The sequence below is a fragment of the Micromonospora cremea genome (assembly GCF_900143515.1).
Classification (GTDB): Bacteria; Actinomycetota; Actinomycetes; order Mycobacteriales; family Micromonosporaceae; genus Micromonospora; species Micromonospora cremea.
The window spans coordinates 2,104,462-2,130,176 of the sequence record NZ_FSQT01000002.1 but is presented as its reverse complement, the minus strand read 5'-3'; the positions used below and the strand labels follow the sequence as shown (position 1 = coordinate 2,130,176).

The following is a 25,715-nucleotide window of genomic DNA, read 5'->3' as shown; positions in this document are numbered from 1 at the left end:
CATCGCCCGCGACTCCCCCCACACGCCAGGCTCCGATCGGACGCGCCGCCCCGGAACGGGTTGACCCGCGGCCGGGCGGGTCGGGGGTCGCGGCCGGACCGCCGGTGCCGTAGGTTTGCGGCGCCCCGGAAGCGGCCTTGATCTTTACCGGTTGGAACCGGGACGATCGACCCGATCGACCCGACACGTGCTCTTTAAGAGGTGACAGATGGGGCTGGACAACGTCGCGGTGCACTGGCCGCGGACCGGCCGCTTCTACGATCCGGTCGCGCCGGCCGAGTTCGTCGACTTCGGCGAGATCGTCGACCTGCCGCGAATCTCCGCTCCGACGGCGGCGCTGGCTGAGCTGATCGCGAAGACCGGCACCGTCCGGGCGACCGCGTACACCGAGCTGGTGGATCTGCTGCTCGGCCTCGAAGGTGTGTTGTATGCCACAGACGCCGCGGCCGAGGACGAGGACCCGGTGATCGACCCGGACGGCTGCGCCTGGATCGCCGGCGGGATCGAACGGTTCGTCACCGGCCACCGCGCCCACGGCGAGGCGGTCACGTTCGAGTCGGTGAGCACGGTGCTGCGTTCGCTGCTCGGCGACGGACGGCTGGCTGAGCAGCAGCTGCGCTGGCTGGAAAGCCGGCTGGACGCGCTGCGCGACGAGAGCGGCGAGCCGCCGCAGTGGAACTTCACCTGCGCCGAGTTGGGCGTCCTGGCGGCGTTCTACCGGCGCTGCGCCGAGCGCGGCTTCGCCGTCTACGCCGACGCCTGACCGGCCGGCTCGGGGTCGGCGGCGCTCTGGTCGTCGCCCCGGGGCCGGTTGGCCGCGGCGATCACCTGGGTCAGCACCGCGTGCAGGTGTTGCAGGTCCTCGACCGGCAGGCCGAGTCGCTGCACGATCGCGGCCGGGATCAGCTCGGCCTGGCTCCGTAGTGCGACACCGCTGGCGGTGAGGGTGACGGCGAGGCTGCGCTCGTCGGCGGCGTCGCGCTCGCGGCGCAGGTAGCCGGCGGCTTCGAGCCGCTTAAGCAGGGGCGACAGGGTGCCCGGATCGAGCTGCAACAGCCGGCTGAGGTCACGGCCGGACAGCGGTGCGTGCTGCCAGAGGGCCAACATGACCAGGTACTGCGGATGGGTCAGCCCCATCGGTTCCAGGAGCGGCCGGTAGACCGCCACCACGCTGCGCGCGGCCACCGAGAGGGCGAAACAGACCTGCTGCTCCAGCGCCAGCGGGTCGACGCCTTCCGGTTTCTCGCTCATCGGTTGCCCTCCCCAAGCACGATGGCTATCGTACCAATCATTGGTACACCAACCATTGGTGTCCCAATTAGCTGCTCGTTCGATGGGCGAGACCTACACGACGCGGGAAGGTGCGGCAGATGAGCGAGGACGGCGCGGTCACCAGGGCTCCGGGCGAGGGCGGCCGACTCCTGCGCTGGGCCTTCCGGCACCTCGCCGGCCCGGCCGAAGGCGTGCAGGGCGCGGTACAGGGCGGCTCGGCCGAGGCCCGCGAGGCGTGGAAGCGCGACCTGGCCGAGCGCAAGCGCTACACCCGCGAACAGCGCGAACGGAAGCGGGCCGCCAAGGAGGCCGACCGGCGGAGCTGAGGCGCCCGCTCAGCCGTAGGTGTCCCGCGGCCCCCGGCCGCGTACCCGACGCGGGCCCTTGGACCAGGACGGCGCGGCCGGGCCGTGGATGTGCAGCTTGCGCACCACGTTGTGGCCGACCTCCCGGCCGATCTGCTTGAGCAGCGAACCGGCGAGCAGCCGCAGCTGCGTCGCCCAGGCGGTCGAGCGGGCCTCCACGGTCAGCTCGCCGTTCTCCAGCTTGACCGGGCGGCTGTGCTGGGCGACCTCCGCGCCCACCACCCGCTCCCAGGCACCGAACACCGTGGCCTCGGCCGCCGGCTGCTGCCAGCCACGCGCCTTCATCAACCGGTTCAGCACCACGCTGAGCGGCTGCGGGTCGCGCGGGTCCGGGCCCGGGCCGGAGTAGCCGCGCAGCCGCCGCCCAGAGCCGTCGCCGCCGTCGCCGCCCCCGGGGGTACGCCGGGCGCGGGCCGCCGTCTGCCGCCGCGACAACGCCGCGTCGAGCACCGCCCGGGCCAGCTCCGGCCCGGTGGCGGCATCCGGCTGCCCGCCGCCGTCGCCCCCGGTCGCCTTCGACCCCGGGGTACCCGCGGACGCGGCATCGCTGGCCCGCCGGTCATCCCGGCCAGCGTCCGGACGGTCGGGGCGTGACTCATCCGACACGGCGTACCGTCCCCTCGCCGACCTGGTAGCGGATGCCCCGCAGAGCGGCCGGCACGTCGTCGTCCACCGCACAGGTGACCAGCAGTTGGCTCGCGCCGCCGACCAGCTCCGCCAGCCGCTCCCGGCGGCCGGTGTCCAGCTCGGCGAAGACGTCGTCGAGCACCAGCACCGGCTCGATGCCGTCGGCGCGCAGCAGGTCGTACCCGGCCAGTCGCAGCGCGAGCGCGAACGACCAGGACTCGCCGTGGCTGGCGTACCCCTTGGCGGGTAGCGGACCGAGGGTCAGCGCCAGCTCGTCGCGGTGCGGGCCGACCAGGGTGGTGCCCCGTTCGATCTCGGCGGAGCGGGACGCGGCGAGCGCGGCGGTCAGCGCGGCGGCCAACTCGCCACGGTCGGTGGTCGGCTCGGCCAGCTCGATCGAGGGCCGGTAGGCGATGCCCGCGGCTCCACGCCCGGCGGCCACCGCGTCGTACGCCTTGGACACGTGCGGGGTGAGCGCGGCGACCAGCTCCAGCCGGCCGGCCAACAGCTCCGCGCCGTGCTGGGCCAGGTGGGTGTCCCAGACGGCGAGGGTGCCGAGGTCGCCGCCCCGGGAGCCGCCGGTCTTGCGGGCCAGGTACGCGGTACGCAGCAGGGCGTTGCGCTGCTTGACCACCCGCTCGTAGTCGGCCCGCACGCCGGCGTACCGGGGCTGCCGGTTGACCAGCAGGTCGTCCAGGTAGCGACGGCGCTCGGCCGGGTCGCCCCGGACCAGCTCCAGATCCTCGGGCGCGAAGAGCACCAGTCGCAGGGCGCCCAGCACGTCCCGGGCCCGCCGCGCCGGGGATCGGCCCAGTCGGGCCCGGTTGGCCTTGCCGGGCACGATCTCCAGCTCGACCAGGAGCTCACGGCCGTCGTGCACCACCGCGCAGCGGATCACCGCCGAGGTGGCGCCCATCCGGACCAGCGGCGCGTCCGTGGCGACCCGGTGCGAGTCCAGGGTCGCCACGTAGCCCAGCGCCTCGACGAGGTTGGTCTTGCCGACGCCGTTGGCGCCGATCAGGACGTTCGCCCCCGGCTGGAGGTCGACGGCGACCCGCTCGTACGAGCGGAAGTCGACCAGTTCCAGCCGGTGGACATACACAGGGTGTGGATACCGCTCAGCGCTTGTGCACGGCGTGGCCGCCGAACTGCTGACGCAGCGCGGCGACGGCCTTCATGGCGGGCGAGTCTTCCTGCCGGGAGGCGAACCGGGCGAACAGCGAGGCGGTGATGACGTTCAGCGGCACGGCCAGCCGGACCGCCTCGTCGACCGTCCACCGACCCTCGCCGGTGTCCTCCGTGTAACCGCTCAGCTCGGCCAGCTCCGGGTCCTCGTCGAGCGCGCGGTCCAGCAGGTCGAGCAGCCAGGAGCGGACCACGGTCCCCTCCCGCCAGGACTTGAACACCCCCGGCACGTTGGTCACCAGCTCGGAGGCGGCCAGCAGCTCGTAGCCCTCGGCGTAGGCGTGCATCAGGCCGTACTCGATGCCGTTGTGCACCATCTTGGAGTAGTGCCCGGCGCCGACCGGCCCGGCGTGCACGAAGCCGAACTCGCCCTCGGGCTTGAGCGCGTCGAAGATCGGCATCAGCCGGTCGACGTGCTCCTGGGCGCCGCCGACCATCAGCGCGTAGCCGTTCTGCCGGCCCCAGACGCCGCCGGAGACGCCGACGTCCAGGTAGCCGATGCCGCGCTCGTTGAGCCGCTCGGCGCGCGGGGCGTCGTCGCTGAACCGGGAGTTGCCGCCGTCGATGATGATGTCACCCTCGCCGAGCACCGCGGCGAGCTCGTCGATGGTCGCGTCCGTGACTGCGGCGGGCACCATGACCCAGACCGCGCGCGGCGACTCGAGCTTCTCAGCCAGCCCGGCGAGGGTCGTCACGTCACTGATCTGCGCGTTGTGATCGAAGCCGACCACCTCGTGGCCGGCGGCCCGCAACCGCTCCCGCATGTTGCCGCCCATACGGCCGAGTCCTACCAGGCCGAGCTGCATGTGTTCCTACCTCCGTGGATCTGGGTATCGGTGCGCGCGATCAGCGGGACACGCGGATCGGCATGATGAGGTACCGGTACCCCGGAATGACCTCGCCATCCTCGCCGGCGGGTGAGATCACCGCGGGCTTGAAGGCGTCGACGAACGAGAGCATGGCGGTCTGGGAGCCCAGGTTGGCCAGGCCGTCGATGAGGTACTGCGGGTTGAACCCGATGGTCAGCGCGTCGCCGGTGAAGGTGGCCTCCATCGCCTCGCTGGCCCGCGCCTCCTCCGAGCCGCCGGCCTCGACCACGAGACCGTCGGCGCTGAAACTGAGCAGCACCGGGGTGGTCCGCTCGGCGACCAGCGCGACCCGCTTGACCACCTCGATCAGGGTGCTGACCGGCACCCGGGCCTCGGCGTTGTGGGTGGCCGGGAAGAGCGAGCGCACCGGCGGGTAGTTGGCTCCGTCGAGCAGCCGGCTGGTGGTGCGTCGGGTGCCACCGGCGAGGCCGACCATGCCCTCACCCGCCGCGCCCTGGGCGAGGGCGAGGGTGACCTCGCCACCCAGCGGGCCGAGCGCCTTGGCGGTGTCGTTCAGGGTGCGAGCCGGCACCAGGGCGTTGATGCTCACCTCGGGGTCGTCCGGCCGCCACTGGATCTCGCGCAGCGCCAGCCGGTAGCGGTCGGTGGCGAGCATCGACAGGGTGCTGCCGGAGAGCTCGACGCGGACGCCGGTCATCATCGGCAGCGTCTCGTCGCGGCCGGCGGCGATGGCCACCTGGGAAACGGCGGTGGCGAACGCGGCGGCGTCGACCGTGCCGGCGCTCTGCGGCATCTCGGGCAGCGCGGGATAGTCCTCCACCGGCATGGTGGGCAGGGTGAACCGGGCGCTGCCGCAGACCAGCTCGAGGTGGGCGCCGACGGCGGCGATGTCTACCGGCTTGGCTGGCAGTGCCTTGGTGATCTCGGCGAGCAGGCGACCTGAGACCAGCGCGGCGCCGTCGGCGTCGCCCTGCACCTCGACGGTGACCTGGCTGGAGACCTCGTAGTCGAACCCGGAGACCCGCAGGTTGCCGTCGGTGACGCGCAGCATCACCCCTGCCAGCACCGGTACGGACGGCCGGCTCGGCAGGCTCTTCGCGGTCCAGGCCACGGCCTCGGCGAGCGCGTCGCGCTCCACTCGGAACTTCATCAATGCCTCCGCGTCGACGTCAGCGACAACTCTCTCATGCCGACCGCTGCCTACCGTCCCGCCCAACCGTGCGGGTACCCATCGCACTTTAGGGCGCGGGGGCATCGGCTGTGCGCCCGGCCCCATGGATCGTGTCGATGCTGACCGGCTGATCCGGCAGCGTTCGGCCCGATCCACAGAAAGTCCAACGGTGATGATTGGTTTTTGTTCTCTTAGAAGAGATAACTCATCGTCTTCATCGCACCTGTGCAAACTGTGGAGAACCCGGGTCCGCGCAGCTCAGACAGGTTATCCACCGGTGATTTGGCTGTGGAGAACCGGGGGTACAACCGCCTTGCGTGTCCACAGCCCGGCCGCGACGGCCGGTTGTCCACCGTTGTCCACCGGTTGTCCACCGGTAATCCACCGACTTTCTCCCCAAGCCTGTGGATCGCCAAGAAGATCACCATTGGCGTCCATCCCCAGAACCTTCAACAGGCCGTACACAGGGCGACGGTCGTCGGTGGACAACCTCGCCGTTGTCCCCAGCCATCCACAGCGTCGTACACAGGGTTTCTCCACAGCCTGTGGGTAACTGGCGGAGAACGGACCGTAGTTATCCACCGACGGTGGACAGCGAGCTGTGGACAACGAGTGAGCATCGAAGCGGTCACGGCGTCGATCCTGTGGTCTGCACCATGTCGAGGGTCAAGTCGGAGACCGCCGGAGGCGAAAAAGAACGCCCGGCCGGGTCTCCGGCCGGGCGTGTCCCGGGCTGCGTGCCGTCGCGACGGCGGGCGTACGCCTCAGGTGTTCTGTTTGATCCGGTTGGTCAGCTCGGCGATCTGGTTGTAGAGCGAGCGCCGTTCGGCCATCTGCTGGCGGATCTTGCGGTCGGCGTGCATGACCGTGGTGTGGTCCCGGCCACCGAAGGCCTGCCCGATCCGGGGAAGCGACAACTCGGTCAACTCCCGGCACAGGTACATGGCCACCTGGCGGGCGTTGACCAGCACCCGGGAGCGGGACTGACCACGCAGGTCCTCCAGGCTCACCCCGAAGTAGTCCGCCGTGGAGACCATGATCTGGTCCGCGGTGATCTCCGGACCGGCGCCGTCCGGGATGAAGTCCCGCAGGACCTCCTCGGCCAGCGAGAGCTCGACGGTCGACCGGGTCAGGCTGGCGAACGCGGTCACCCGGATCAGCGCGCCCTCCAGTTCGCGGATCGAGTTCGACACCCGGGAGGCGATGAACTCCAGCACGTCCGGCGGGGCGTAGAGCCGCTCCTGCGCCGCCTTCTTCTGCAAGATCGCGATCCGGGTCTCCAGGTCCGGCGGCTGGATGTCGGCGAGCAGACCCCACTCGAACCGGGTGCGCAGCCGGTCCTCCAGCGTGGCGAGCTGCTTGGGCGACCGGTCCGACGTGATCACGATCTGCTTGTTGGCGTTGTGCAGCGTGTTGAAGGTGTGGAAGAACTCCTCCTGGGTGCGCTCGCGGTTCTCCAGGAACTGGATGTCGTCGATCAGCAGGATGTCGACGTCGCGGTAGCGCCGCTGGAACGCGCTGGTCTTGTCGTCCCGGAGCGAGTTGATGAAGTCGTTGGTGAACTCCTCGGTCGAGACGTACCGCACCGAGCGCGCGTTGCCGAGCGTCGTGGCGTAGTGCCCGATGGCGTGCAGCAGGTGCGTCTTGCCCAGCCCGGAGCTGCCGTAGATGAACAGCGGGTTGTACGCCTTCGCCGGTGACTCGGCCACCGCCACGCTCGCCGCATGGGCGAACCGGTTGGACGAGCCGATGACGAACGTCTCGAACATGTACTTCGGGTTGAGCCGGTTGCCGCCGGTGTCGGCGCCGGGCAGCCGGCGGTCGTCACGGCCCCCGGTGCGATGATCCACAGCACTGCGACCCGGACCGCTGTCGGTCCCGCTGTCCCGGGGCAGCGCACGGATCACGTGCTGGTCCCGCGGTGACGCCGCGTCCTCGCGGTAGCGGGGCTCGTAGGGCCGGGTGTCCGGGCCCGGCGGGTCCTGGCGGGCAGTCTGCTCGTCGTAGCCGCGCCGGTCCGGCGCCGGGCGGGGCGTCCGCAGCGGCTCCACGAACGCGGCGCTGAACAACGCCTCCTGCCCGTCGCGGCTGGCCGGAATCAGCCCGGACCGGTGCCCGTCGGCGAGCGGCGGACCGGACGGAGCCGGTGGCGCGGCAGGCTCGTGCGCTCGCGCCGGGTGCTGCTGTTCAGGAATGAGCGCATCGGTCGCCGACCGGCCGGAATGCTCGTCGTCGGACGGGCCGGCGGGCGAACCCTCGGCGTCGATCGACCCCTGCTCGGGGGCGCTGCGGTAGACGGTGCCAGCCGGGCGGCCGGCGGTGTCCTCGGCCACCCGCACGGTGACCGCGACCTGGATCGGCCGGCCGAGCCGCCGGGTGAGCGCCTCGGTGATCGCCGGGCGCAGCCGTGACTCGATCACGTCGCGGGTGAACGCGTCCGGGACGGAGAGCAGCGCGGTGTCCTCGACGATCGCCCGGAGCCGGGTCAGTCGGAGGTAGGCGCGCTGCTGGGCGGAGATGATCTCGTCGGCGAGCTCGTCGGTCGCCGCTAACCACACCGCGGCAAGGTCGGTCGTACCGGCCACCGTCGTGCCACCCCCTCGCCTCTGCTCCCGGCCGCCGCTGTCTGCCAGCCGGCCGTCCCGGGCCCGCCGCGTTCGCGGGTGCAACATCACCCACCCGGACGGTTGACCAGTGGTCGTCCACAGGTTATCCACAGCCTGTGTACCGACCGATTGTGGCCGCCCGCCGGACGCGGGTGGGACCTGCCCCCTGCCTGAACGGGCGCTGAAGCGGGTTCACCGTGCCGAACGATTCACTACCGTGTCCGGTCTTGCCTGCGCGCGACGACCGGAGCTTCCGACGCTCACCGCAATCGGGCACGGTAACAGCGTTGTCCCTGCGCCATCAACCGGCGACATGGCCGGGTCCTTGTCGGCATCAGCGAAAACCGCCCCTTCGGTCCCCGGGCGCGTCCCGATCTCCGCCGCCGCGAGGTGTTTGACGGTCATTGCACCCCTGCGTAGGCTGGAGCGGCTGCTCTCTCGCCCTCTGCTAGGGTGATGGGTGCTTGCTGCCCGCGGTCGCATCCCCGCATCGCCGAGGTCCCGGTCCGCCGGGCAGCAACCGATCGGTGGCCACCGTCGAGGTGGCCTGGACCACCCCACGACCCCGGCGATCCCGTCGCCCGGGGCGCGTACGAAAACGGAGAGCCTGACGTGACCAAGCGCACCTACCAGCCGAACAACCGCCGGCGCGCGAAGACCCACGGCTTCCGGCTGCGCATGCGCACCCGTGCCGGCCGTGCCATCCTCTCGAGCCGCCGCGCCAAGGGTCGCACCACCCTGTCGGCCTGAGCCGACCGGGCCGGTCCGGGGGACGTGGGCAGTCGTGCTGGCCGCCGCACAGCGACTGCGGCGCAGCACTGACTTCGCCGCAGCGGTCCGCGGTGGCCGACGCGCCGGACGAGGCGCCGTCGTGGTCCACCTGACCGTGCCGACGACCGCCGACCGCAGCACACCGACCTCGCCGGAGCCGGCGCGGGACAACGGTGCGGAGCAACCCTCCACGCCGACCCGCGCCGGCTTCGTCGTGTCCAAGGCCATCGGCAACGCGGTGGTCCGGAACCGGGTCCGGCGTCGGCTTCGGGCGCTGGTCCGGGAGCGGCTGGCTGTGCTTCCCGCCGGCAGCACCCTGGTCGTCCGAGCGCTTCCGGCGGCGGCCGAGGCGTCGTACCCCCGACTCGCCGCCGACCTGGACGCCGCCATCGCCGTCGCCCGGTCACCCAGGGAGCGGAGGTCCCGATGAGCCCGGAGCCCACCGCCCCCCGCCCCACAACCGGTGCCAGGGTGCTGATCGCGCCCATCATCGCGTACCGTCGGTGGATAAGTCCGGCACTGCCGGCCCGCTGTCGGTTCTACCCGTCGTGCAGTGCGTACGCCCAGGAGGCGGTGGCCCGGCACGGCGCGCTCCGGGGAGCTGTGCTGGCGGTCCGGCGACTGCTGCGCTGCCACCCCTTCCACCCTGGTGGACATGACCCGGTGCCGGAGCCGGGCGGTCGCCGTCGTGCCGATGTGACTGGAGCACCGAATTGAGTCTCGACTGGATCTACTACGCGATTTCGTGGATCCTGCTGACCTGGCACTCTGCCTGGGACGCCATCGGGGTGCCCGTCAACGCGGTGATCGGCACCAACTTCGCCTGGATCCTGGCCATCGTCTTCCTGGTCGTCACGGTCCGGGTGATCCTGTTCCCGGTCTTCGTCAAGCAGATCAAGTCGCAGCGGGCGATGCAGGCGCTTCAGCCCAAGGTCAAGGAGCTGCAGGAGAAGCACAAGGGTGACCGGGAGACGCTCCAGAAGGAGATGATGGAGCTCTACCGGAAGGAAAAGGCCAACCCGCTCATGGGCTGCCTTCCGATGTTCCTCCAGATCCCCGTCTTCCTCGGCCTCTTCCACGTGCTGCGTCGGCTCGACCCGGCCAAGCAGAGCAAGACCCTCTACGGCTGGACGGCCGACCAGTTCGAGAGCGCCTCGCAGGCGAAGCTCTTCACCGCTCCGATCGCCGGCAAGTTCGGCTCCACGGCCGACGAGCTGGCCCGCCTCGGCGCCAACGGCACCACGGTCAAGATCATTGCCGGCATCCTGGTCCTGGTGATGATCGCCACCACCTACCTGACCAGCCGTCAGATGATCCTCAAGACCGGCTGGGCGGAGGACCCGCAGCAGCGGATGATCCAGCGGCTGATGCTCTACGGCATCCCCGCGTCGCTGTTGATCTCCGGCGCGATCTTCCCCATCGGCGTGATCATCTACTGGGTCACCAACAACCTCTTCACCCTCGGCCAGCAGCAGTGGGTGCTGCGCAAGTTCCCGCCGCCGGTGACCGCCACCAAGGCCACCACCCCCGCCGCCCGCAACCCGGTGCAGCCCGCCAAGTCGGGTGGCCTGTTCGGGCGTGGCAAGTCGGCCCCGCCGGCGCCGGTCAAGGCGACCGCGCCCAAGGTGGCCGGGCCGAAGCCGGGTGCCAAGCCGGTGAACCCCAAGAAGAGCCGCCCCGCCAAGCGGCAGGGCTGACGTCCGGGCCGTCGTCGGGCGACCGGCGGCGGCCCGTTCCGCACCGCGCAGCCGCCGTATGGCCGGCGCCGGACGGAACCGACCGCGCGTGACGCGGCCACGGGCGACACTGCCCGTACAGACGTGCCCGTGGGCACCGGCGACCTCCCGCCGGCCCCGGGAAACCAGCGGACCCGACGGTCCGGCCGAGCTAGTACGGAGATGAGACCGTGACCGAGACCAGCATCCCCCGCGCCGAGCAGTCCCTGGACGAGGAGGAGACCGCGCCGCTCGCGGTGGACGACGACATCGAGGCCGATGACGACACGGAGGCCGACGACGACACCGAGGCCACCGAGGCCACCGCCGGCGGCCGGGAGAAGAAGACCGCGGGCGAGGGCGAACTGTTCCGGCAGAGCGAGATCGCGGCGGACTACGTCGAAGGCCTGCTCGACATCCTCGACTACGACGGCGACATCGACGAGCTGGTCGCCGGCGGCCGGCCGATGGTCGAGGTGGTCGGTGCCCGGCTGCAGAACCTGGTCGGTCAGCGCGGGGCCACCCTGGAGGCGCTCCAGGAGCTGACCCGGCTCGCCGTCTTCCGGCAGACCGGTACCCCGAGCCGCCTGCTGCTGGACGTCGGCGGCTACCGGGCGAACCGCCGCAAGGAGCTCGCCGCGGTGGCCAAGAACGCGGTTGAGAAGGTCAAGGAGTACGGCGAGCCGGTCCAGCTGGAGCCGATGTCCGCGTTCGAGCGCAAGTGCGTCCACGACGTGGTCAACGCCATGTCCGGCGTGGTGAGCGAGTCCGAGGGCGTCGAGCCGAGCCGGCGCATCGTCGTACGGCCAGCGGACTGACCGGGTGACCCACGACGACACCACGGCTGACACCGTGACCGGCCCGGGCGGCGCGCCGCCCGGGCCGTCCGCTGTCCGGCCCGGAACCCCCGGCGCCCACACTGATCCGGCAAGGGAAGACGGTGCGGGTGGCGGTGCGCCGTCGCCGTCCGAAGCGGAACTGCCGCCCGAGCTGGCGCCGGCTGCCCTGACCCTCTTCGGCGATCGGCTCGACGTGGCCGCCGCGTACGCCGAGCTGCTGGCCACCGACGGAGTGGTCCGCGGTCTGATCGGCCCCCGGGAGGCCCCCCGGATCTGGGACCGGCACCTGCTGAACTGCGCCGCGGTCGCCGAGCGGATCCCCGCAGACGCGACCGTGCTCGACGTCGGCTCCGGCGCCGGTCTGCCCGGCCTGGTCCTGGCCATCGCGCGCCCCGACCTGACGGTGACCCTGATCGAGCCGCTCGCCCGACGGACGTCGTTCCTGATCGAGGTCGTCGAGCGTCTCGGCCTGACCAGATCGGTGCGGGTGTTCCGAGGGCGGGCCGATGAAGCGGCCAGTGGATCGAGTGGCCGGGAACCCATCAGCGGGGACGTGGTGACCGCCCGTGCCGTCGCGCCACTGGACCGACTGGCGGCCTGGAGCCTGCCGCTGGCGGTGCGCGGCGGGCGGCTGCTGGCGCTCAAGGGCGCGTCCGCCGCCGAGGAGATCAACGAGCACGCCGCGGTGGTGGAGCGGCTCGGCGGCGGAGAGCCGAGCGTGCAGCTCTGCGGCGTCGGTGTGATCGATCCACCTGCCACCGTCGTGGAGATCGTCCGTGAGCGGATGGTCGGTCCGCCTCGCCCGGCCGCCAGCAAGCGCTCCCGGAGCGGGCGGCCACGCCGCCGTTGACGCTTCGCGCCATCGGGCGTCCGGCCGTTGGGTTGTCTCGTTGTACCGGTACGGATGGCACGAGGGGATGAGAACCCGACGTGGACCGGCCACGCCCGTCCGCCGTAGGCTGATCGCGCGTCGATAGTGTGGAGCGGGCGACGGACGTCGCGGGCCTCCGACCGCTCACGAGGGGCCGTACGCTCCGGGGGTGCGAGCGCGGGTGCGGCCAAGTTGACCGGGGCGCGAACCGACCATCCGAAGCGGGTAGGGATGACAGGTGCATGACGACGGCAGGTACGACGATCCACGCGTGACGGGGCCAACCAGCGACCCCGTTTCACGTGAAACCGACTACCCGAGCTGGTCGCCCGGCGCTTCCGGGCCTTCGCCTCAACCGGCGGGCGACGACCCGCTGGTGTCGCGCGACGAGCCTGCGGGCAAGCCGGCCGGACCCGACACCACGGAATCGGCGGCTGTCCGTCGGGCACCGGACGCGGTGACCCGACCGGTCAACGCCGCCGACGTACGGCCGACCTCGGGTCGCCGGAACACGGTCGCGGCGGTTCGCTTCGAGCCGGCGGTTCCGCATCAACCCACCGCGGCGGTGGCACGGGACGCCGAGCCGGTGGTTGCCGACGTGCCGGTCGCGTCAGCCGAGTCACTGGCTGCCGTGGCGGCCGACCCCACGTACGTTTCACGTGAAACCCCGACGCGCGAAGAGGATGACCCACCGTTGGCTATGGAGGCGATGCGCGCCGTGCAGATCCTGAATCCCAGTGGCGAGGTGACCATGCCTCGGCCGGACCGGACCCGGGTCATGTGCGTCGCGAACCAGAAGGGCGGCGTGGGTAAGACCACGACCACGGTCAACCTTGCGGTGGCACTCGCCCTGCACGGCAACCGGGTGCTCGTGGTGGACCTCGACCCGCAGGGCAACGCCTCGACCGGCCTCAACGTCCCGCACCACACCGGCATACCCGACGTGTACGACTGCCTGATCAACAGCGTGCCGCTGGCCGAGGTGGCGCAGGCGGTCGAGGGCATCCCCAACCTGTGGTGCGTACCCGCGACGATCGACCTGGCCGGCGCGGAGATCGAGCTGGTGTCGGTGGTGGCGCGGGAGTCGCGCCTCGACCGGGCGATCGCCGCCTACCCGGGGCAGTTCGACTACGTCTTCATCGACTGCCCGCCCTCGCTCGGCCTGCTCACGGTCAACGCCCTGGTCGCCGCGCAGGAGGTGCTGATCCCGATCCAGTGCGAGTACTACGCCCTGGAGGGGCTCAACCAGCTGATCAACAACATCAACCTGGTGCGGCAACACCTCAACCCCAAGCTCGACGTCTCGACCATCCTGCTGACGATGTACGACCGCCGGACCCGCCTGGCGGACGCGGTCGAGCAGGACGTCCGGAACCACTTCGGCGACAAGGTGCTCCAGGCGGTCATCCCCCGCAACGTCCGGGTCTCCGAGGCACCCAGCTACGGCCAGTCGGTGATGACCTACGATCCCGGTTCGCGCGGCGCCACGAGTTACTTCGAGGCCGCCCAGGAAATCGCCGAGCGGGGCGTCAAGGAGCCGGTGGGCCGGAATGCGTAGTGCGGACGATTCGCTGGGAGGCGTGGCATGAAGAACCGTCCTCGGGGCGGTCTGGGTCGGGGCCTGGGGGCGCTCATCCCGACCGGGCCGGTGCCGGGTGCTGCCGGCACCCTGACGGCCGAGCCGGAGAACGGGCACGTGGAGGATGAGTCGGTCGCAGCCGTGTCGACGGCGCCCGCCGGTCCGCCGGCCCGCGAGCCGGAGCCCACGCTCAGCCCGGTGCCGGGAGCCCGATTCGCCGAGATCCCGGTCGACGCGATCGTGCCGAACCCGAAGCAGCCCCGCCAGGTCTTCGACGAGGAGGCGCTCGAGGAGCTGAAGACCTCCATCCAGGAGGTCGGCTTCCTCCAGCCCATCGTCGTCCGGCAGCTCGACGACGAGAAGTACGAGCTGGTGATGGGCGAGCGGCGGTGGCGGGCCGCCCAGGCGGTAGGGCGGGAGAGCATCCCGGCGATCGTCCGGGACACCCGCGACGACGCCATGCTCCGGGACGCGCTACTGGAGAACATCCACCGGGCCAACCTGAACCCGCTGGAAGAGGCCGCCGCGTACCAGCAGTTGCTCGAAGAGTTCGGTGCCACCCACGAGGAGTTGGCTCGCCGGATCGGCCGGAGCCGGCCGCAGATCTCCAACACCATCCGGCTGCTGAACCTGCCGGCCCAGGTGCAGCGCCGAGTGGCCGCGGGCATCCTGTCCGCTGGCCACGCCCGTGCCCTGCTGAGCCTCGACGAGTCGGAGGCGCAGGAACAGTTGGCGCTGCGGATCGTGGCCGAGGGACTGTCGGTCCGGGCGACCGAGGAGATCGTGGCCCTGACGCTGAACGACGGGCCGGCGAAGGGCCAGGCCGCGAAGCGGCGACCGAAGCCGCACGCGCCCGCCCTGACCGACCTCGCCGACCGGTTGTCGGATCGGTTCGACACCCGGGTGAAGGTGGACATCGGCCGGAGCAAGGGCAAGATCACCATCGAGTTCGCGACGGTGGACGACCTGGAGCGGATCGTCGGCATCATCGGAGTGCAACAGGAGGAGGCCGGGGACTGATCGCCCCGCCCGCCTGCGGCCGCGCTTCCCCTCGGGGTGCGCGGCCGTTCTGCATCCGGCCGCGTCGGTTTCACGTGAAACGGATGCGCTGGCTCGGCCGTCGACGTTCGGATGCATGCGGGCGACGTTGGCTGTGGGTCGCCGTGTTCCGCGAGCGGGTACTGCCCTCGGTGTGGCCCCTTGTTCGCTGTGCCTTGTTCGCTGTGCCTTGTTCGCCGTGCCTTGTTCGCCGTGCCGCCGTCGGCGTGCCGCGGAGCCGTTTCACGTGAAACATGGAGGCGCCTGTGGTGATCGTCGGATTGGTCCTGGGCGGCTGGGACGGGAAGGCCTCTTGCGCCCGCTCAGGAGCCCGCTGCGGCCTTGAGAGTGCGGCGTGGTGGTCTTGGACGGGTGGCGTGTCCTGCGGCCGTTCGTCATCCGTACCGTCGGTGCCTCCTCGGCTTGACTGCGGATGTGGCGCTCTTTGGTCCGCGGCAGAACCACGAGCCCTGCGCCGCGTCCGGATGGCTCACCCGGACGACTCGTGCCCGCGTGCGGCTGATCGCTTCGGGCTGCGCTGACCCGGAGGGTTGGACAGGGGACCCGTGCGCCATGCCGCGTACCCTGGTCGCCACCGCGCCTGTGTCTGCGCGGCTCGCGGCGGGCCCGTGCCTCGCGCTTATGGGCCTCATCGCACGCTTCGTCGACCTGTGGTCCGCGAGCCTCTCGCCGTGCTTGCTCAGCCCACGCCGGCTCCGCGTCACCCGTCTCGCTCTGCGCCCGCGCCGCGCGCTCGGACTGGCCTGAACCCGCGCTCCGCCCGGCTCGCCTGCGTCCGCGCCTCACGCCAGGCCGCGCCTCACGGCGGACGTGCCTCACGCGCGGCCCGCGCCGCGCTCGGGTCATGTGATGCGCGAGGGCTCCGCGCGCGTCGGGTCCTTCGCCGATGCGGGTTCTGCGCCTCCCACGGGCGCCGGCTCAGCCGCCCCACACGCGCTCGTCTTTGCGCCTCGCGCTCGATCCGGGCCTGCGCCCGCGCCTTGGCTTGCGCCCGCGCCTTGGCTTGCGCCCGCGGCCCCAGGATCCCGGCCTGGCCCGAAGGCTGGCGCGGTTGTCGCGCGCGGTCCTCCAGACCCGCTCCACCAAACGCCCTGTGAGTCCGGCGAAGATCCGAGCAACTTCAGGGATGTTGTGGCCTCCACCGCTCGCGAGACGACAACATCCCTGAAACTGCGGCCTTGTGAATGTGCAGGGTCGAGGCCGCGGCCAACGGCGGAGCCTATGGGTGCGGAGGGCGGAGGGCGGAGAGCGGAGGCGGTGGGCGAGGGGCCGGCGGGCAGAGCATGGAGTCATCGGCACGACCTGCTCCGGTGCCCCGCGCAGACCGCCGAGCGCATGCTCAGCGTCTGAAGGCCCTCCGCGGGCCGTGCGACTCGGCCCATCCGAGCCCCGCGCCGAGCGCTCGCCCGGCCCGCCGCCCGGCCCGCCGCAGCAGCCTCGAAGCCGACCGAGCTGCGGGTGGCTCCACCGCGATGTCGAGCCTCAGCACCGTCCCGACACTCGACGTCGGCGGAGTCGCGGCCGGTGTCCCGCAGGCGGATCGCGGGCAACGAACGGCCGGCCAAAAAGTTATCCACACCGGTTGTCCACAGGCACCCCCTGTTTCACGTGAAACACCGCGTGAAAGCGGGTGCCAGCCTGTGGATGACGGCCCGTGTTCAGGACCTCGGCGGCCTGTGGATATCCCTCCATTCGCGGTTTGGTGATCCGTACATCGATCGACGATGAGCGCTGATCGGGTGGACCGGGAGGGATCAAACTGGTAGGGACAGCGGTGCCAGACTCGGTTAGGGTCAGCGTCGTGCACGACACCCCTCCCTCAGTCCCGGATTTCACCCAGTGGCCCTCGTTTCCCTTCGAGGGCGACCTCCGCGTAAAGCAGCTCGACGATCCGGTCCCGGTCGAACCGCCACGCAAGGGCGAGGGCCTCCGGGAATGCACCGCCTGCAACGCTCCTGACGACGCCTACATCTGGGTGGGAGAGCGGTGGCGGGTACGCGCCATGGACCGGCCCACCGGCCTGCCCATGGTGCTCATCCTGGAATCGCGGACCCACCTCGACCTGGGTGACCTGCCGAACCTGCTCGCCGCCGAGTTGGGCGTGATGACCGTCCGTCTGGAGCGGGCCATCCGATCGCTGGACGGTGTGGCCCGGGTGCACGTCAACAGGTGGGGCGATGGTTCCGCCCATCTGCACATGTGGTTCCTCGCCCGGCCGTACGGGCGGCTTCAGCTGCGGGGCACCTTCCTGTCGCTGTGGGACTCGATCCTGCCGCCAATCTCCGAGGCGCAGTGGCGGGAGAACCTGGCGCTCGTCGCCGCCTGGCTCGCCGAGTTCGGTGGCCGACCGCTCGCCGAGCCGCCCCGCATCCAGTGGCAGGCACCGTCCAGCCTGCTGGCACAGTCCGCCGCTGCGGACGCCGCCGCGGCCGCGGCGGAGGCGGTCTCGGTCATCGAAGCGGCAGCGGAGATCCCGGAGCCAGCCTCCGACGCCAGCTCCGACACCGACACGGACCGCGACACCGCCACGGACGGCGACACCGAGACGGACCGCGACACGGACACGGACCGCGGCACCGACACGGGAACCGGCCCCACCGCCACCGATCCGGCAACCGGAACCGCCGCCACCACCGACCCGATAACCGAACCCACCAGCGGACCAGCACCCGGTCCGGCGGACGCAGCCGGCACCGACGGCCGCACCGCCACGGCCGCTGCGACCGGCACCCCACCCACCGGCAACCTCAGCACATCCGAGGACACCCCCACCCCACGCTGACTGCCGACTGGATCATGAGGTTGGCGTCGGCCGCAGCGCCGTGCGCACCCGCCAACCTCATGATCGACCCGCTGGCGGCACCAGGCGAGAGCCGGGCACGGCGGTGGCGCGCGGTGGCTGGGCGCGGTGGCGGCGGGGAACTCAGGAGGTGGTGCGGCGGGCGGCGGCCCGGGTGACCAGGGAGCCGAGGAGGCGACCGAAGTCCAGGCCGGCCGCCTGCACGGCGAGCGGGAGCAGCGACGTCTCCGTCATGCCGGGCGAGACGTTGACCTCCAGCACATGCGCGTGACCGGCGGCGTCGACGATCACGTCGACCCGGGAGAGGTCTCGCAGGCCGAGCGCGGTGTGCGCGGCGAGGGCCACGTCGGCCACCGTGGTGGCCACCTCCGGCTCCAGCCGGGCCGGGGCGTGCCACGTGGTACGCCCGGCGGTGTAACGGGCGGCGTAGTCGTAGACGCCGTTACGCGGCACGATCTCCACCGGCGGCAGCGCCTGCGGTCCGTCGCCCAGGTCGACCACGGAGACCGCCACGTCCATGCCCGGCACGTACCGCTCCACGAGGGCCGTGGAGTCGTACGCGAAGCAACCGACCATCGCGGCCGGCAGCGACGCGGCGTCACGGACCACGGCGGCACCCAGCCCCGACCCGCCCTGCGCCGGCTTGACCATCAGGGGCAGGCCCAGCCGGTCGACGATCCGGTCGAGCACGGCCACCGCACCCAGCTCGGAGAAGCGGTCGTGGGGCAGAGCCACCCAGTCCGGGGTCGGGATGCCGGCCTCGCGGAGCACCGCTTTGGCCGAGGGCTTGTCCCAGGCGAGTCGTGAGGCACGGGCGTCGCAGCCGACGTACGGGATGCCGCACAGGTCCAGCACTCCGCGCAGCGAGCCGTCCTCGCCGGTGGCGCCGTGCAGTGCGATCACCACGGCGTCCGGCGGGTCGACGGCTAGCGACGGCAGCAGGGCCACGTCGGCGTCCCGCAGCTCGGCCTCGACGCCGACGGCGCGCAGCGCGTCGAGCACCCGGCGACCGGAGCGCAGCGAGACGTCCCGCTCGTAGGAGAGCCCGCCGGCGAGTACCAGCACGTGCAGGTCGGCCGCGACGGCGGAATTGGTCACGTGGAGGCGCTCGGCAGCGGTCGTAGCCATGCCGGCATCATGCCAAGTCGGGTCCCGGCACGTCGGAGCCGGCCCGGCCGCGTCGCCCGGCGGCGCCACCCACGGCGCCGAAGACCCGGCGCATCGCGATCTCCTGCTCCATCACTCCGGCCAGCCGGCGGACGCCCTCGCGGATCCGCTCCGGCGGCGGGAAGCTGAAGTTCAGCCTCATCGTGCCGGTGCCGGTGCCGTCGGCGTAGAAGCCGGTGCCGGGCACGTAGGCGACCCGGGCGGCGACCGCGCGCGGCATCATGGCCTTCGAGTCGAGCCCGTCGGGCAGGGTGGCCCAGACGAAGAGGCCGCCGGCCGGGGTGGTCCAGCTGGTGCCCTCGGGCATCAGGTCGGCCAGCGCGTCGAGCATGGCGTCCCGACGCTCCCGGTAGACCTCGCGGTAGACCTTGAGCTGCTGCCGCCACGGCATGGTGCCCAGGTAGGTGGCGACCGCGGCCTGGGCGTAGCCGCTGGGGCAGAGGATCTGCGCCTCGCTGGCGATGACCAGCTTGTCGCGGACCGCGTGCGGCGCCAGGATCCAGCCGACCCGCAGCCCGGGCGCGAAGGTCTTGGAGAACGTGCTGAGGTAGAAGACCCCGTCCCGGCGGCGGGCCCGCAACGGCGCCGGCGCCTCGCCCTCGAACCCCAGTTGGCCGTACGGGTCGTCCTCGACCACGAGCAGCCCGGCGCGCTCGCAGATGTCGAGCACCCGGTCCCGGCGCTCCTCACTCAGCGTCACGCCGGTCGGGTTCTGGTAGGTGGGGATGGTGTAGAGGAACTTGACCCGCCGGCCCGCCCGGGCCAGGTCGGCGATGGCCGTCTCCAGCGCCTCCGGGATCAGCCCGTCGGCGTCCATCGGTACGTGCGCCACCTGCGCCTGGGCGGCCTGGAACACCCCGAGCGCGCCGACGTACGTCGGGCCCTCGGCGAGCACGACGTCACCGGGGTCGAGGAAGAGTCGGGCCACCAGGTCCAGCGCCTGCTGCCCGCCCACGGTGACCACCACGTCCTCCGGGGAGGCGCCGCAGCCGGCGTCGATCCCGGAGAGCGCCATCACCTCGCAGATCCGTTCGCGCAGCTCAAGGGTGCCCTGACCAATGCCGTACTGGAGGGTGGTCACGCCGTGCTCGGAGCCGAGCCGGCCGAGCATCTCGCCGACCGCGTCGAGCGGCAGGGCGGCGATGTACGGTGCCCCGCCGGCGAGCGAGACGACCTCCGGCCGGCTGGCCACCGCGAAGAGTGCTCGGATCTCGGAGGCGGTCATCCCGCGTACCCGCCGGGCGTACCGGTCGGTGTAGTCGTCGAGCGTCGTGCCGGTCATGACCTCACCTCGATCGCTGCTCGGGTGGCTCCCCCCGGGTACCCCGGACGCTGGCGACCATGGCGGCGGGGACACCGATTGTCGATCCTAGTCCGCCGGAGCCAGGGTGCCGGCCTGCTGCGGCGGACCGTCCACATCCCGGACCGGTCCCCGGTGTCCCACGGTCCGGTGAGCCATCTGCGCGTCCCCTCCCGTACCGTCGATCGGCGGCGTACGATCGCTCGTCGGGGGCAGGAAGGCGGCGCTGTCGTTCCGTGCCGGTCTCACCACCGAGCCTATTGTGGGGATGCGCCATATGTCGCGACGTCTGGTCAGCCTGACCCTCGACACGTTGGAAGACCTTCCTCGCCCGTGTCGACAGTGCGTCTACTGGGAGTTGGACCCGGTCTCCGCCGACCGGGCCTGCGCCGCTGGCGATCCGGGCCTGGAGAAGGAGGCGTGGGTCTCCCAGACGCTGCTGGAGTGGGGCTCGTGCGGCAAGCTCGCGTACGTCGACGGCATGCCGGCGGGCTTCGTGATGTACGCCCCGCCCGCCTACGTCCCCCGCTCGATGGCCTTCCCCACCTCGCCGGTATCCGCCGACGCGGCGCTGTTGATGACCGCCAACGTGGTGGCCGCGTTCGCAGGTGGCGGGTTGGGCCGGATGCTGGTGCAGGGTGTCGCCCGGGACCTGACCAAGCGGGGGATCAAGGCGATCGAGGCGTTCGGGGACGCCAAGTTCGGCGACGCGGACGATCCCGCGGGCGGCTGCGTGGCGCCGGCCGATTTCTTCCTCTCCGTCGGGTTCAAGACGGTACGTCCGCATCCGCGGTTTCCCCGGCTCCGGCTGGAGCTGCGCACCGCGCTGAGCTGGAAGTCCGACGTCGAGTACGCGCTGGAGAAGTTGCTCGGCTCGATGAGCCCGGAGACCCTGCTCCGTCCGGTCCGCCCCGCCCCGGCCACCCGCTCCACCGGCGGCTGAGCGGACGTCGCGGCCGAGCGCCCCCGACTCCGCTCAGTCGATTACCGTTCCGGCGGCCACCACCGCCCGCAGTTCGCTGACGTCGATCGAGCCGGTCGGTACGTCACGCTCGATCGGGAAGTACATCCGTTGCACCGCGGCCACGATCGCCTCCACCACCCGGTCCCGGAAACGGGGGTCGATCAGCCGGGTGCGGTCCGTCGGCGAGGTGAGGTAGCCAACCTCCACCCGGACCGCCGGCATCCGGGTCAGCCGCAGCAGGTCCCACGCCTTCGCGTGGGTACGGCAGTCCCGCAGCCCGGTGCGCGCGACGATCTCCCGCTGTACCAGCCCGGCCAGCCGCTCACCGGTCGCCGAGGTAACCCCGTTGTTGGTGCCGTAGTGGTAGGTCGCCACACCCTCCGCGTCCGGGTTGGCGTGCCCGTCCAAATGCAGCGAGATGAACACGTCGGCGCCGAGTGAGTTGGCCAGCAGCGCGCGGTCGGTGTCCGGCAGGCAACTGTCTGGCGCCGGACCCCGGGTGAGCTGCACCCGCACCCCGGACGCGGCGAGCCGCCCCTCCAACCGGCTGGCGAGGTCGTGCATCAGGTCCGCCTCGGTCCAGCGCAGCGACCCGTCCGGCACCACCACCCCCGGGTCGGTGCCACCGTGGCCCGGGTCGATGACCACCGTCTTACCGACCAGCGCCGGCCCGGACTGCCGGATCGCGTCGGACTCGCGTAGCCACTGCGGGCGGCCACCGACCACCTTGCGGCCGATCCGGCGCAGCGCGTTCATGGTGTGCGGTCCGCAGGCGCCGTCGGGGGTGAGCCCGACCTCGCGCTGGAACTGGGCCACCGCCCGGGAGGTCCGGATGCCGTAGATGGCGTCCGCCCGGCCCACGTCGTACCCCATCTCCAGCAGTCGCTCCTGGAGCGACCGGACGTCCTCGCCGGTGAGCGGTTCGGGTACCGCGTGGTAGAGGGTGCGGGCGCCGAGCCGCCACCGGGCGGCGTCCAGGGCGCCCCAGGTCTCCGTTCCGACCCGGCCGTCCACGCTGAGCCCGCGGGACTGCTGGAACGCGCGGACCGCTCGCTCGGTGTCGAGGTCGAACTCGTCCAGAAGCGGGCCGGCGGCGGCGGAGGCGAGCAGCTCGAGGCCGGTGAGGATGGTACGGATCTCCGTGACCGCGGGTCCCCGGTCACCGGGTCGGATCGGACGCACGCACGACCCCCTCTGCACGACGCTGGCTGGCCGGGCGGCCCCGGCTTGAGGCTATGCGTTCCGGGGCTGCGAGGTGGCTCGGGCGGGAAAAACGGGCGTGGTGTGGGCCTGGAAGACACCGAACCCCGTACCCGGTGACCGGGTACGGGGTTCGGTGGCGTTCCTGCTGGTCAGAGCGCCGATTCGATGAGCCGGACCAGCTCACCCTTCGGCTTGGCGCCAGCGATCGACTGCACCGGCTGGCCGTTCTTGAAGACGGTCAGCGTCGGCACGGACATCACCCGGTAGGCCCGGGCGGTCTCCGGGTTCTCGTCGATGTTGAGCTTGACGATGGTGACCTGGTCACCCATTTCGCCGGCGATCTCCTCGAGCAGCGGCGACACCTTGCGGCAGGGCCCGCACCACTCGGCCCAGAAGTCCACCAGAACCGGCTTGTCGGCCTGCAGCACGTCAGCTACGAAGCTCGCGTCGGTGACCGCCTTGGTCTTTCCCACTATGCCCCTCCTCCGGGATGTGTTCGATTTTTCAGCTGAGCGTCGCGATGAACCGCTCGGCGTCGAGCGCGGCCGCACAGCCGGTGCCGGCGGCGGTGATCGCCTGACGGTAGGTGTGGTCGACCACGTCGCCGGCGGCGAAGACGCCGGGCAGGCTGGTCCGGGTGCTGGGGGCCTGGACCTTCACGTAGCCCTCGTCGTCCAGCTCGACCTGGTCGCGGAAGAGTTCACTGCGGGGGTCGTGACCGATGGCCACGAAGACGCCGGTCACGTCCAGCACCTTGATCTCGCCGCTGTGCACGTTGCGGACCCGTACGCCGGTGACCTTGCCGTCGGCGCCCAGGATCTCCTCGACGGTGCTGTTCCACTCGACCTTGATCTTCTCGTTGTTCAGCGCCCGGTCAGCCATGATCTTGCTGGCCCGGAACGAGTCGCGCCGGTGGATGATGGTGACCGAGTCGGCGAAGCGGGTGAGGAAGCTGGCCTCCTCCATCGCCGAGTCGCCGCCGCCGACGACCACGATGTGCTGGTTGCGGAAGAAGAACCCGTCACAGGTGGCGCACGAGGAGACGCCGTGGCCGAGGTACTCCTGCTCGCCGGGCACACCCAGCGGACGCCAGGCCGAACCGGTGGAGAGGATGACGGCGCGGGCCCGGTAGGCGGTTTCGCCGACCCAGACGGTGTTCACCGCGCCGGAGCCCGCATCGCCGGTGTCGACCAGCTCGACCCGGGTCACGTCGTCGGTGAGGAACTCGGCGCCGAACCGCTCGGCCTGCTTGCGCATGTTGTCCATCAGCTCGGGGCCGAGGATGCCGTCGGCGAAGCCGGGGAAGTTTTCCACCTCGGTAGTGGTCATCAGCGCGCCGCCCGACTGCACGCCCTCAATGATCAGCGGCTTCAGGTTGGCGCGTGCGGCGTAGACCGCCGCTGTGTAACCGGCCGGCCCGGAGCCGATGATGATCAGGTTGCGGACCTCGTCCACTGCCGTCTCCCGAGTGTGTGTGTCAGCGTCGGCGCACGCACCGATGCTGATCCGAGTGCCGACGCCTGGAGGGTGCCGGCAGGTGACTTCCAGAACGTCATCGTACGAACCGGGGATTCCCGAGCCGGACATCCGGTGGGTCAGGTCACGCCGACGCTCAGCGCGCCGGTGACCCGCAGATTCACCCTACCCGCGCCGAATACCGGCTGTCCGAGCCGGACCCGGGGACGCCGCACTCCGGGCCGCTCACCCAGGCCCAGCGGGCCCCGGCGGCGTCGGTGAACCGGATGACCAGCGCCTGCTCGCCCCGGAACTCCGCGTAGTCGATCACCTCGACGACCAGCGGGGCTGATCCGTGCTCCGCCGCCACGTCGGCCAGGCAGGTGGTCAGCGCGGCCTCGCCGGTCAGCCGGGCCAACTGGTCCAGCCCTTCCGGCGCCGGTCGCCGGCCCTGCTCGGCGTTGACCCCGGGCTGCCCTGCTGGGACGGCGCTGTCCGCCTGCAGCGGGGACGGCCCACCCGTCGCGCCGCCGAGGCTTTCCGGGGTGTAGTCCGTACCGCTGTGTAGGGGCGGCCCGGTGGTGCGGGCCGCGCGGGTGCCCGCCGCGCCCTCGGGCGCGCTGGCCGGCTGGTCCAGGGCGCTGGTGCCGGCGGTGTCCGAGGCGTTCTGCGAGAGCTGGTTGAGGCCGAGCCCGACCGCTACGACGGCGACCGCCGCGACGGCCACCGGAGCGGCACGCCGGGCCCACCCGCGCCGGCGACGACCCGGACCGGTTCGTGTGCCGCGCCCCGACTCGGCCGGGGACGGGCCGGCGGGCCGGGGACCGGAGCCGGTTCCGCCCTGTACCGGCACGATTACCGGTGTCGCGATGCCGGCGCCATCGGCGGTGTCCGCCTCGGCCGGGATGCCGTTCGGCACCGGATCGGCCGCGGCCAGCGCGGCGGCGAGTCGGTCGGCGACCGCTGACGGCAGCTCCGGGGTGGGTTCGGCCCACCGGGCCAGGTCGGCGCGGACCTCGGCCACCGCGGGGGCCAGCAGCGCGTACGCCTCGGCCCAGGCAGGGTCCGTGTCGACCAGCCGAGCGACCTCCGCCTGCTGCGGCGTGCCGTCCAACGCCCCGCCGAGGTAGTCAGCGAGCAGGTCGTCGTCGACCCCCCTGTGCCCCTCGGTCGTCACGTGTCCTCCTGATTGGCGTCCCGCCGGTACCGGCCCGACCCCGATCCGACGCCCTCCGCCGGGCGGGGGTTCCCCGGCGTGACGCCGGGCACGTCCGCGACCGGTCCTGATGGCTCCGGGCGGGCTGCGGGTGTCGCCGTGCCGGCTGAGGGGCGGAGGTGCCCGAGGAGCACCGCCAGCCGGGCCCGGCCCCGGGCGCACCGGCTCTTCACCGTCCCCTCGGCGACACCGAGGATGCGCGCCACCTCGGCGACCGGATAGCCCTGCACGTCCACCAGCACCAGGGCGGCGCGTTGCTCGATGGGCAGCGCGGCGAGCGCCTCGCGGACCACCAGCGCGGTGTCATGGTCCTGCGCCGGTGCCGCCGGCTCCACCCCTCTGGTGCCCGGCCCGTCCCCGGCGCGGTTGCCGTCGGGGAGCGGAACGGTGGGGTGCGCCTGCCGGCGTCGGATCCGGTCCAGGCAGGCGTTCACCACGATGCGGTGCAGCCAGGTGGTGACAGCGGAGTCGCCGCGGAACCGGCCGGCCGCCCGGTGCGCGGACAACAGCGCGTCCTGGAGGGCGTCGGCGGCTTCTTCCCGGTCGCCGAGCGTCCGCAGGGCCACCGCCCAGAGCCGGTCGCGGTGCCGGTGGAACAGTTCGGCGAAGGCGTCCCGGTCTCCGGTGACGTGGGCGCGCAGCAACTCCAGGTCCGTTGCGGCGTCGCGCCCGTCCATCACCACGTCCAGCGGAGACGGTGCCCTGGTGGAGGTGCCAAGC

General features: G+C 71.9%; 25 protein-coding genes. 12 read left to right on the top strand and 13 right to left on the bottom strand.

Annotated elements, in window-relative coordinates; translation table 11 throughout:
* Window positions 1-208: 208 nt before the first annotated feature.
* Window positions 209-763: a hypothetical protein gene (locus BUS84_RS23325; RefSeq protein WP_074315582.1), complete on the top strand. Its 555-nt coding sequence runs from the start codon at window positions 209-211 to the stop codon at window positions 761-763.
* Here the strand turns inward: BUS84_RS23325 and BUS84_RS23320 are convergent.
* On the bottom strand, window positions 748-1,251 hold the full coding sequence (locus BUS84_RS23320; RefSeq protein WP_074315580.1) for a MarR family winged helix-turn-helix transcriptional regulator: 504 nt from the start codon (window positions 1,249-1,251) through the stop codon (window positions 748-750). The genes BUS84_RS23325 and BUS84_RS23320 overlap by 16 nt on opposite strands.
* Before the next feature lie 119 nt (window positions 1,252-1,370).
* Here BUS84_RS23320 and BUS84_RS23315 point away from each other — a divergent pair, with 119 nt between their 5' ends.
* A complete protein-coding gene (locus BUS84_RS23315; RefSeq protein WP_074319041.1) occupies window positions 1,371-1,598 on the top strand; it encodes a hypothetical protein in 228 nt (75 codons plus the stop codon).
* Between the two features lie 9 nt (window positions 1,599-1,607).
* On the opposite strand, the gene BUS84_RS23310 is transcribed toward BUS84_RS23315, so the two are convergent.
* The 5 genes from BUS84_RS23310 to dnaA form a co-directional block, all read right to left on the bottom strand.
* Window positions 1,608-2,243, bottom strand: a complete 636-nt coding sequence (locus BUS84_RS23310; protein ID WP_074315578.1) for a DciA family protein — start codon at window positions 2,241-2,243, stop codon at window positions 1,608-1,610.
* A complete protein-coding gene (recF, locus tag BUS84_RS23305; RefSeq protein ID WP_074315576.1) occupies window positions 2,233-3,366 on the bottom strand; it encodes a DNA replication/repair protein RecF in 1,134 nt (377 codons plus the stop codon). The genes BUS84_RS23310 and recF overlap by 11 nt, the downstream gene beginning before the upstream one ends.
* A 16-nt stretch (window positions 3,367-3,382) precedes the next feature.
* Window positions 3,383-4,255, bottom strand: coding sequence for a phosphogluconate dehydrogenase (NAD(+)-dependent, decarboxylating) (gnd, locus tag BUS84_RS23300; protein WP_074315575.1), 873 nt, complete (start codon window positions 4,253-4,255; stop codon window positions 3,383-3,385).
* Between the two features lie 40 nt (window positions 4,256-4,295).
* Entirely contained in the window at window positions 4,296-5,429 is a 1,134-nt protein-coding gene (dnaN, locus tag BUS84_RS23295; protein ID WP_074315573.1) for a DNA polymerase III subunit beta, read from the bottom strand.
* 785 nt (window positions 5,430-6,214) lie between these two features.
* Entirely contained in the window at window positions 6,215-8,122 is a 1,908-nt protein-coding gene (gene dnaA, locus BUS84_RS23290; protein WP_244298895.1) for a chromosomal replication initiator protein DnaA, read from the bottom strand.
* 546 nt (window positions 8,123-8,668) lie between these two features.
* Between dnaA and rpmH the strand changes: the two genes are divergently transcribed.
* From rpmH to BUS84_RS23240, 9 genes are all read left to right on the top strand, one after another.
* A complete protein-coding gene (gene rpmH / locus BUS84_RS23285; RefSeq protein ID WP_074315572.1) occupies window positions 8,669-8,806 on the top strand; it encodes a 50S ribosomal protein L34 in 138 nt (45 codons plus the stop codon).
* A gap of 34 nt (window positions 8,807-8,840) precedes the next feature.
* Window positions 8,841-9,257 carry a ribonuclease P protein component gene (gene rnpA, locus BUS84_RS23280; RefSeq protein WP_074315570.1) on the top strand — a complete coding sequence of 139 codons (417 nt, stop codon included), beginning with the start codon at window positions 8,841-8,843 and terminating at the stop codon, window positions 9,255-9,257.
* A complete protein-coding gene (yidD, locus tag BUS84_RS23275) occupies window positions 9,254-9,544 on the top strand; it encodes a membrane protein insertion efficiency factor YidD (RefSeq protein WP_074315568.1) in 291 nt (96 codons plus the stop codon). Before rnpA ends, yidD begins: the two co-directional genes overlap by 4 nt.
* On the top strand, window positions 9,541-10,524 hold the full coding sequence (yidC, locus tag BUS84_RS23270) for a membrane protein insertase YidC (protein WP_074315566.1): 984 nt from the start codon (window positions 9,541-9,543) through the stop codon (window positions 10,522-10,524). Before yidD ends, yidC begins: the two co-directional genes overlap by 4 nt.
* 275 nt (window positions 10,525-10,799) lie before the next feature.
* The gene (locus BUS84_RS23265; protein ID WP_425293505.1) at window positions 10,800-11,360 is read left to right on the top strand and encodes a Jag family protein; all 561 of its coding nucleotides are present in this window, start codon (window positions 10,800-10,802) and stop codon (window positions 11,358-11,360) included.
* Between the two features lie 160 nt (window positions 11,361-11,520).
* Complete coding sequence (gene rsmG, locus BUS84_RS23260; protein ID WP_244298894.1) at window positions 11,521-12,231, top strand: 16S rRNA (guanine(527)-N(7))-methyltransferase RsmG; 711 nt, start codon at window positions 11,521-11,523, stop codon at window positions 12,229-12,231.
* Window positions 12,232-12,838: 607 nt separating this feature from the next.
* The gene (locus BUS84_RS38705; RefSeq protein WP_425293504.1) at window positions 12,839-13,810 is read left to right on the top strand and encodes a ParA family protein; all 972 of its coding nucleotides are present in this window, start codon (window positions 12,839-12,841) and stop codon (window positions 13,808-13,810) included.
* A 27-nt stretch (window positions 13,811-13,837) separates the two neighbouring features.
* Window positions 13,838-14,851 carry a ParB/RepB/Spo0J family partition protein gene (locus tag BUS84_RS23250; protein ID WP_074315559.1) on the top strand — a complete coding sequence of 338 codons (1,014 nt, stop codon included), beginning with the start codon at window positions 13,838-13,840 and terminating at the stop codon, window positions 14,849-14,851.
* Between the two features lie 1,840 nt (window positions 14,852-16,691).
* Window positions 16,692-17,672 carry a hypothetical protein gene (locus BUS84_RS23240; RefSeq protein WP_074315556.1) on the top strand — a complete coding sequence of 327 codons (981 nt, stop codon included), beginning with the start codon at window positions 16,692-16,694 and terminating at the stop codon, window positions 17,670-17,672.
* A gap of 141 nt (window positions 17,673-17,813) precedes the next feature.
* Here the strand turns inward: BUS84_RS23240 and BUS84_RS23235 are convergent, their stop codons facing one another.
* Complete coding sequence (locus BUS84_RS23235; RefSeq protein WP_074319039.1) at window positions 17,814-18,818, bottom strand: D-alanine--D-alanine ligase family protein; 1,005 nt, start codon at window positions 18,816-18,818, stop codon at window positions 17,814-17,816.
* A gap of 7 nt (window positions 18,819-18,825) precedes the next feature.
* Window positions 18,826-20,139, bottom strand: coding sequence for an aminotransferase-like domain-containing protein (locus BUS84_RS23230; RefSeq protein WP_074315554.1), 1,314 nt, complete (start codon window positions 20,137-20,139; stop codon window positions 18,826-18,828).
* Window positions 20,140-20,434: 295 nt separating this feature from the next.
* Between BUS84_RS23230 and BUS84_RS23225 the strand changes: the two genes are divergently transcribed.
* Window positions 20,435-21,100: a GNAT family N-acetyltransferase gene (locus tag BUS84_RS23225; protein ID WP_074315552.1), complete on the top strand. Its 666-nt coding sequence runs from the start codon at window positions 20,435-20,437 to the stop codon at window positions 21,098-21,100.
* A 33-nt stretch (window positions 21,101-21,133) separates the two neighbouring features.
* Here the strand turns inward: BUS84_RS23225 and BUS84_RS23220 are convergent, their stop codons facing one another.
* The 5 genes from BUS84_RS23220 to sigM form a co-directional block, all read right to left on the bottom strand.
* Window positions 21,134-22,303 (bottom strand): N-acetylmuramoyl-L-alanine amidase, encoded by a 1,170-nt coding sequence (locus BUS84_RS23220; RefSeq protein WP_074315550.1) that lies wholly within the window; start codon window positions 22,301-22,303, stop codon window positions 21,134-21,136.
* A 170-nt stretch (window positions 22,304-22,473) separates the two neighbouring features.
* Window positions 22,474-22,797 carry a thioredoxin gene (gene trxA / locus BUS84_RS23215; protein ID WP_074315548.1) on the bottom strand — a complete coding sequence of 108 codons (324 nt, stop codon included), beginning with the start codon at window positions 22,795-22,797 and terminating at the stop codon, window positions 22,474-22,476.
* 31 nt (window positions 22,798-22,828) lie between these two features.
* Window positions 22,829-23,779, bottom strand: a complete 951-nt coding sequence (trxB, locus tag BUS84_RS23210) for a thioredoxin-disulfide reductase (protein ID WP_074315546.1) — start codon at window positions 23,777-23,779, stop codon at window positions 22,829-22,831.
* Between the two features lie 181 nt (window positions 23,780-23,960).
* Window positions 23,961-24,956: a hypothetical protein gene (locus BUS84_RS23205; RefSeq protein WP_074315544.1), complete on the bottom strand. Its 996-nt coding sequence runs from the start codon at window positions 24,954-24,956 to the stop codon at window positions 23,961-23,963.
* A complete protein-coding gene (gene sigM / locus BUS84_RS23200; protein ID WP_074319038.1) occupies window positions 24,953-25,672 on the bottom strand; it encodes an RNA polymerase sigma factor SigM in 720 nt (239 codons plus the stop codon). The genes BUS84_RS23205 and sigM overlap by 4 nt, the downstream gene beginning before the upstream one ends.
* Between the last annotated feature and the right edge of the window lie 43 nt (window positions 25,673-25,715).

Coding starts and splice junctions, on each gene's coding strand:
- sigM (WP_074319038.1), bottom strand. CDS start 25,672: ATGGACGGGCGCGACGCCGCAACGGACCTGGAGTTGCTGCGCGCCCAC.
- dnaN (WP_074315573.1), bottom strand. CDS start 5,429: ATGAAGTTCCGAGTGGAGCGCGACGCGCTCGCCGAGGCCGTGGCCTGG.
- BUS84_RS23325 (WP_074315582.1), top strand. CDS start 209: ATGGGGCTGGACAACGTCGCGGTGCACTGGCCGCGGACCGGCCGCTTC.
- BUS84_RS23225 (WP_074315552.1), top strand. CDS start 20,435: ATGTCGCGACGTCTGGTCAGCCTGACCCTCGACACGTTGGAAGACCTT.
- BUS84_RS23235 (WP_074319039.1), bottom strand. CDS start 18,818: ATGGCTACGACCGCTGCCGAGCGCCTCCACGTGACCAATTCCGCCGTC.
- BUS84_RS23320 (WP_074315580.1), bottom strand. CDS start 1,251: ATGAGCGAGAAACCGGAAGGCGTCGACCCGCTGGCGCTGGAGCAGCAG.
- gnd (WP_074315575.1), bottom strand. CDS start 4,255: ATGCAGCTCGGCCTGGTAGGACTCGGCCGTATGGGCGGCAACATGCGG.
- BUS84_RS23230 (WP_074315554.1), bottom strand. CDS start 20,139: ATGACCGGCACGACGCTCGACGACTACACCGACCGGTACGCCCGGCGG.
- dnaA (WP_244298895.1), bottom strand. CDS start 8,122: ATGTTGCACCCGCGAACGCGGCGGGCCCGGGACGGCCGGCTGGCAGAC.
- yidD (WP_074315568.1), top strand. CDS start 9,254: ATGAGCCCGGAGCCCACCGCCCCCCGCCCCACAACCGGTGCCAGGGTG.
- BUS84_RS23315 (WP_074319041.1), top strand. CDS start 1,371: ATGAGCGAGGACGGCGCGGTCACCAGGGCTCCGGGCGAGGGCGGCCGA.
- BUS84_RS23250 (WP_074315559.1), top strand. CDS start 13,838: ATGAAGAACCGTCCTCGGGGCGGTCTGGGTCGGGGCCTGGGGGCGCTC.